7 protein-coding genes and 1 riboswitch are annotated in these 6,332 nt (G+C 72.3%); of the genes, 3 read left to right on the top strand and 4 right to left on the bottom strand.

Going from position 1 to position 6,332, the window contains the following annotated elements:
• Positions 1-785: cobalamin biosynthesis protein (locus P1P70_RS38330; protein ID WP_319246013.1), on the bottom strand; the 785-nt coding region annotated here is incomplete at its 3' end.
• 99 nt (positions 786-884) lie between these two features.
• A riboswitch (cobalamin riboswitch) is annotated at positions 885-1,027 on the bottom strand.
• A 262-nt stretch (positions 1,028-1,289) separates the two neighbouring features.
• Between P1P70_RS38330 and P1P70_RS38325 the strand changes: the two genes are divergently transcribed.
• Positions 1,290-1,601 carry a hypothetical protein gene (locus P1P70_RS38325; protein WP_319246011.1) on the top strand — a complete coding sequence of 104 codons (312 nt, stop codon included), beginning with the start codon at positions 1,290-1,292 and terminating at the stop codon, positions 1,599-1,601.
• A 109-nt stretch (positions 1,602-1,710) separates the two neighbouring features.
• Here P1P70_RS38325 and P1P70_RS38320 read toward each other — a convergent pair whose 3' ends face one another.
• The 3 genes from P1P70_RS38320 to P1P70_RS38310 all read right to left on the bottom strand — a co-directional run bounded on the left by P1P70_RS38320 (position 1,711) and on the right by P1P70_RS38310 (position 4,166).
• A complete protein-coding gene (locus P1P70_RS38320; protein WP_217185538.1) occupies positions 1,711-1,932 on the bottom strand; it encodes a hypothetical protein in 222 nt (73 codons plus the stop codon).
• 31 nt (positions 1,933-1,963) lie between these two features.
• Complete coding sequence (locus tag P1P70_RS38315) at positions 1,964-3,226, bottom strand: inorganic phosphate transporter (RefSeq protein ID WP_319246008.1); 1,263 nt, start codon at positions 3,224-3,226, stop codon at positions 1,964-1,966.
• Positions 3,227-3,416: 190 nt separating this feature from the next.
• Entirely contained in the window at positions 3,417-4,166 is a 750-nt protein-coding gene (locus P1P70_RS38310; RefSeq protein ID WP_319246006.1) for a lysozyme, read from the bottom strand.
• Between the two features lie 196 nt (positions 4,167-4,362).
• Here P1P70_RS38310 and P1P70_RS38305 point away from each other — a divergent pair, with 196 nt between their 5' ends.
• Together P1P70_RS38305 and P1P70_RS38300 are read left to right on the top strand one after the other, a co-directional pair.
• On the top strand, positions 4,363-5,073 hold the full coding sequence (locus tag P1P70_RS38305; RefSeq protein ID WP_319246015.1) for a class II aldolase/adducin family protein: 711 nt from the start codon (positions 4,363-4,365) through the stop codon (positions 5,071-5,073).
• Positions 5,074-5,351: 278 nt separating this feature from the next.
• On the top strand, positions 5,352-6,332 hold a 981-nt coding region (locus P1P70_RS38300), incomplete at its 3' end, for an alpha/beta hydrolase family protein (RefSeq protein WP_319246005.1).

Raw genomic sequence — 6,332 nt, 5'->3', positions numbered from 1 at the left:
CCGTACGACAACGTGCCCCCCATCCGCACTCCGAGCGCCCCCGCGAACGACGCCTCCACGGGCCCCGCGTTGGGGCTCGGGTGCCTGCCCGCGTCCGCGCGCCAGGCCCGTACGGCCCCCCGGGCGTCCCCACCGGAGGTGGCGGCCAGCACCGCCGTGAGCCGGGCCCCCGGCCACCCCACCACGTCGTCCAGCCGCGCGGAGGCCCAGCCGAACCGCCGGTACCGCTGCGACCGGTGTCCGACCATGGCGTCGAGGGTGTTGACGGCCCGGAACCCCACCAGCCCCGGCACGCCCGCCACGGCTCCCCACACGAGCGCCCCCACCACCGCGTCCGAGGTGTTCTCGGCGACGGACTCCACGACCGCGCGCGCGATCCCGTCCGCGTCGAGCGCCTGGGGGTCCCGCCCGCACAGATGCGGCAGGCGGGCCCGCGCGCCCTCGACGTCCCCCGCCTCCAGGGACCGTCCGATCGCCCGGGCCTCCCGCCCGAGCGAAGTCCCCCCGACGACGGCCCAGGTGGCGGCGGCGGTCAACGTGACGGAGGCGGCACGCGAGGGCCGTACGACGGACGAGGCGACGGCCCCGAGCGCCACGGCGCCACCCGCGCACACGGCGGTGTGCAGTGCGCCCCACCCCCGGTGGTCCCGCCACAGCACCCGCTCCACGGCACCGGCGGCCCGCCCGAACGCGGCGACCGGATGTCCCCGGCGGGGGTCGCCGAGCAGCAGGTCACCGAGGAGTCCGGCGGTGGCGCCGTACGCGAAGACGCGATCGGCACGCACGGGTTCAGCCGATCGCGGGGGCGGACGAGGATCCGGTACGGGGACTCAGACGGCAGCCGCACATGGCGATATGTCCTCACTCAGGGTGTCCACGCCCTGGTTCGACGAGACCGACGGCGAGAGTTCCTGGCTCCCGGGAGGTTCATCCCCGGTGACAGTGGCGGGACCGCGCCGGACTTCCACCGGCTTCCTCTCCTGCCGTCGTACATGGCCCCGGCAGTCCACCACGCCCCTTCGAGACCCGTCAACTTGCTGTTGACCTGCGACGCAGGGGTGTGCTCAGCCCCACATCGCTGAAATATCGCCAGACGCCCGAATCGGCTCTTTCTGCGCTCATTTCGGCGGTGCCGGACGGAACCCTTGAGGGAACGGCGGACTCGAACGCGAGGAAGAACGCTGTGCTCTCCTTCCGTCACAGCGCGTGGCGTGGTTTTCTGGCGGGGCTTGTGGACCCGGGTGCGGACGGCTCTTGACGAACCGTCCGGGGGACGGGAGGTACGCGCGATGGAAGATCGGACCAAGGCATCCGCCTCGGCGCGTGCGCGGGCATCGAGGGACCGGCGGACGCTGTTGTCCGCCGCCGCCCCACTGGTGCTCTTCAGCACGGTCGCCGGAGTCCTCGCCGTGGGGGCGGGAGCTCTCGTCGCCCTGCTGGTGCCGGGGACGGAGGCGCGGGGCGTCGTCTGGGTGGCGGTGACCGCCCTCCTCGCCACGGGGGCGGGCCTGTGGTGGGGGCTCACCCCGGTCACGGAGCGGCTGAGGGGCCTGGACCGGGCTCTGGCCGGGGCGCGGCCGCGGGGCCCGGAGGCGCGCTGAGGCAGACGGCAACAGGCAAACCCCTCGTACCGATCAGACGGTACGAGGGGTTTGCCTCTGTGCGTCGTGCGTCGTGCGAGGTGGGACGGGGGGACGGGGGGACGGGGCCTCAGGCCATGATCAGGTAGATCCCGTAACCCACCGCCGCCGTGCAGGCCGCGAAGCAGGCGTAGGCCGCTGTCGTGGCGAGCGCGGGCGAGGTGCCGGCGGCGGTCGCCGCCTCCCGCTTGGAGAGGCCGACGATCCCCAGGGTGAAAAGGCCGACGAGGGCCACGGTGACCACGAGGCTGACTCCGAAGACGGAGCCGAGGGCTGCCCAGTCGATGTGCATGGTGGTGTTCTTCCTCGGGAGGTCGCGGGGCTCAGACGGCGGGCGTCGGCGTGGACGAGTTCGCCGGGGCCGTGGCCTCGGCGGTGGTCGCGGACGCGGGGACCGGGATGGTCGCCGAGAGGTCCTCGGTCACCGTGCCGGCGGGCGGCGGTGTCACGGCGGCCATCGCCGTGGTCACCACACCGGGCGGCTCCTCGGTGTCGTTGACGTTCGTGTGGTCGACGACCTCGCGGCGCGAGATCACCCAGATCGCGGCGCTGGAGGCGATGAGGAAGACCGCGACGACGGCCGTGCCCCAGCTGCCGAAGGACGTCACCCACTCGGCGAGCGCGGCGACCAGCGCGGCGGCCGGCAGGGTCAGACCCCAGGCGACGAACATCCGGGTCGCGGTGGACCAGCGGACCACTCCGCCCTTGCGGCCGAGGCCCGCACCCATCACCGCACCGGAGACCGAGTGCGTGGTGGAGAGCGAGAAGCCGAGGTGCGAGGAGGCCAGGATCACCGTGGCCGCGCTGGTCTGGGCGGCGAAGCCCTGCTGCGGCTGGAGGTCGGTCAGGCCCTTGCCCATCGTGCGGATGATGCGCCAGCCGCCGAGGTAGGTGCCGAGCGCGATGGCGAGACCGGCGGAGACGATGACCCACACCGGCGGGTCGGAGTCGGGCGCGAGGGCGCCCCCGGCCACCAGGGCGAGGGTGATGATGCCCATCGTCTTCTGCGCGTCGTTGGTGCCGTGGGCCAGTGAGACCAGGCCCGCGGAGGCGATCTGACCGGCGCGGTAGCCCTTGCCGGAGGCCTTCTCGCTCGTGTGCTGTCCGAGCTTGTACGTCAGCCGGGTGGCCAGCATCGCCGCGACACCGGCGACCAGCGGGGCCGCGACGGCCGGGATCAGCACCTTGGTGACGAGCACGTCGCCGTGCACGCCCCCGAGGCCGACCGAGGCGATGGTGGCGCCGACGAGGCCGCCCATCAGGGCGTGCGAGGAGCTGGAGGGGAGACCGACCAGCCAGGTCAGCAGGTTCCAGAGGATGGCGCCGACGAGCGCCGCGAATATGACCTCTGGCTGTATCCCGGACTCGTCGACGAGTCCCTTGGAGATGGTGTTGGCGACCTCGATGGACAGGAACGCGCCGACAAGGTTGAGCACGGCGGACATGGCCACCGCGACCTTGGGCTTCATGGCGCCGGTCGAGATGGTGGTGGCCATCGCGTTGGCGGTGTCGTGGAAACCGTTCGTAAAATCGAACGCAAGCGCGGTGACGACCACGATCGCGAGGATCAGCGAGAAGTTTTCCATTTACCCGAGCTTCTTTCGGACGTCAGTGGCACATGGACCGTAAGCAACCTGGGTGAACGGAAGATGAACTGAGGCAGGCGTGCGGGTGTAATGAACGCGGTGCCGCCCCTCCGCTTGTGGGTCTGCGGTGCGCCCGCAGACCCACAAGCGGAGGGGCGGCCTTCGAACGAAGGCGGAATATCTGGGTCCGCTAGCCTCGGGCGAACCTCTTCAGCCGGTTGGTCGACCCGTTGAAGAGGTTCTGGTCACCCGGCAGGCTCCCGCTGCCGTTGTCGTACTGCCAGATCGTCCAGAACTTCCACCCCGCGGGGAGCTCCCCCGCCCCGGCGGAGTCGTACCGGGCCAGCCACAGCGCGTGATTCCCGCCGAAGGCCGTGCTGTTGCCGGTGCAGGTCTTCCACCAGTGGGTGGTCGTGTAGATCACCGGACGGCGTTTGGTGAGGCGCTTCACCTCGTCGCTGAACGACCGGATCCAGCCGACCATCGCGCCGTCGCTCAGGCCGTAGCACTTCCTCTTCCCGTCGTACGGGTTGTACTCGATGTCGAGCGCCGGCGGCAGCGTCCAGCCGTCCGCGCGCCAGCCGCCCCCGTTGTCCACGAAGTAGCGGGCCTGGCTCTTCCCGGACGACCGGTGGGGCAGGGCGAAGTGGTACGCGCCGCGGATCAGGCCCGCCTCGCGCGAGCCGTTGTACTGCTGGGCGAAGTACGGGTTGCGGTAGGTGGTGGACTCGGTCGCCTTGACGTAGACGAACCGGGCGCCCTTCGCCCTCGCGCTCGACCAGTCCACCTTCTTCTGGTGCGAGGAGACGTCGTGCCCCCTGGGCTGGGCGGCGGCCGAGACGGGCAGCTCGGCGAGAGCGGTCCCCCCCAGGGCCAGCGCCGCGACGGAGGCGGCGAGTGCGCGGTTGCGGCGACGGGACGGCTTGGGAGCGGTGGCCATACTTCCCCCCGGAATGGCGATTGTGCGACAAAAACACCCGGAGATTATTGGAAGATCACCGAATGCCGGTCGATCATCGGCCAATTACCAACTCCGAGTGACGTATGTGGACATGGGCCCTCTCGCGGCTCCCGATCCGCCCACCGCGCCCGCGCCGGGGAGCCTGCCGTCGCCGGCCGCCTGGCAGGATCGCGGCATGGTCGAACAGCAGGGGAACGCCCGGGGCGGGCAGGACGCGCGGCGGCGCGGTGCACCGGGTGTGACGGACGACGTGGCGCAGGCGTGGGACGAGCTCGTCGCGACGGCCCGCCGGACGGTGGCCGACGGGCTGGTCGTCGGCACCTCCGGGAACGTGTCCGTGCGGGTCGGGGACACCGTCCTGGTCACGCCGACGGGAGTGCCGTACGACCGTCTGACCCCGGACGACGTGACGGGCGTCGACCTCTCCGGCCGGCAGGTCCTCGGCACGCTCCGCCCGACGAGCGAGCTCCCCATGCACCTGGCGATCCACGGCACCACCGACGCCCGGGCCGTCGTCCACACCCACGCGGTCCACGCGACGGCCGTCTCCACCCTGGTGAGCGAGCTGCCGCTGATCCACTACATGTCAGCCGTCCTCGGCGGACCGGTCAGGGTCGCCCCCTACGCGACCTACGGCACCCCGGAGTTGGCCGAGAACATGCTCCGCGCTTTGACAGGGCGCACCGGCTGTCTCCTCCAGAACCACGGCACGATCACCTACGGCACCACCCTCTCCGAGGCCTACGACCGCACGGCCCAGCTCGAATGGATGTGCAGAGTCTGGCTGACGGCGTCCTCCGTCCCGGGCCGCACCCCGCACCTCCTGACCCCCGACCAACTGGCGAAAGCCGGCACCCGCCTCCGCGACTACGGCCAGCCCGACTAGGGGGTGTTTCGAAAGTCCCGCACAGCACCCACGGCGCCCGGCACGCCCTCTCGCCGCACCGGCCGAAAGCCCAAGTACGTCCAGTACGAGGACTTTCGTCCGGCACGCCGAGAGCACGCACCGGACACCGCGGGCACCGCACAGGACTTTCGAAACACCCCCTAGGGCTCCAGCACGTGTGGGTGCATTCGTGCATCAGGTCCGCGCACCCGCCACACCGGTCACTCCGGCGTCCGTGCCCACTGGCCGGAGGCGTGGTCGGCCAGGACACTGGAGGCGTGGGTGCAGTCAAAGCGGCGGTCGCCGCGGTAGGGGTCGCGTTCGCGGCCGGTGCGGCCAGTGTCGCTGCGGGCCGGCTGGCCAGCGACGTCGCGCTGAAGGCGCCGCCGGGCGAACCGCTGCCCACGGAACCCCGGCTGACCGTGCACGCCACCGCCGCCGGCCGTATCGCCCTGACCCGTGCCTTCGCCTCCCAGCGCCCCGGCACCTACGGCCTCACCGGCAACGGCTCCCACGCGGTCGTCGGCAGCGTCCTGGACGGCGCCCCGCACGCCCCCGACACGGTCGTACGCCGTCTGGAGCGCGTCACCCACGGCACCCTGGAGCCCGGCGACAAGGTGCGGCTCACCCCCGCCCTCCACCTCGGCGACCCGCGCACCGCGCTCGGCCTCGACCACGACGACGTCGAGATCCCCGGCGAACTCGGCACCCTGCCCGCCTGGTTCACGCCCGCGGACCGGGACATCTGGGTGATCGCCGTGCACGGCCTGGGCGCCACCCGCGAACACCCCATGAACGTCCTGGAGTTCCTGCACCGCCACCACTTCCCGGTGCTCACCCTCGCCTACCGCGGTGACCCGGGCGCCCCCCGCTCCCCGGACGGCCTGAACCACCTCGGTGAGACCGAGTGGCGCGACGTGGACGCCGCCATCCGTCACGCCGTCCGGTTCGGCGCCGAACGGGTCGTGCTGCTCGGCTGGTCCACCGGCGCCACCATGGCCCTGCGCGCCGCCACCCGCTCCGCGCTGCGCGACCGCGTCACCGGACTCGTCCTGGACTCACCGGTGCTCGACTGGACCGCCACCCTCCGCGCCCTCGCGGCCGCCCGCCGCACCCCCGGTGCCCTGCTGCCCCTCGCGGTCCGCGCCGCCCAGGGCCGCACCGGACTGCGGGCCGCCCCCGGTGACCAGGGCACCGACACCTCGGAGCTCAGGACGCCGACCCTGCTCTTCCACGGCCCCGACGACACCGTCGCCCCC

This window comes from Streptomyces sp. MB09-02B (genome assembly GCF_033794485.1).
Lineage (GTDB): Bacteria > Actinomycetota > Actinomycetes > Streptomycetales > Streptomycetaceae > Streptomyces.
The sequence above is the reverse complement of the archived record's forward strand: the minus strand, read 5'-3'. Positions and strand labels throughout refer to the sequence as shown.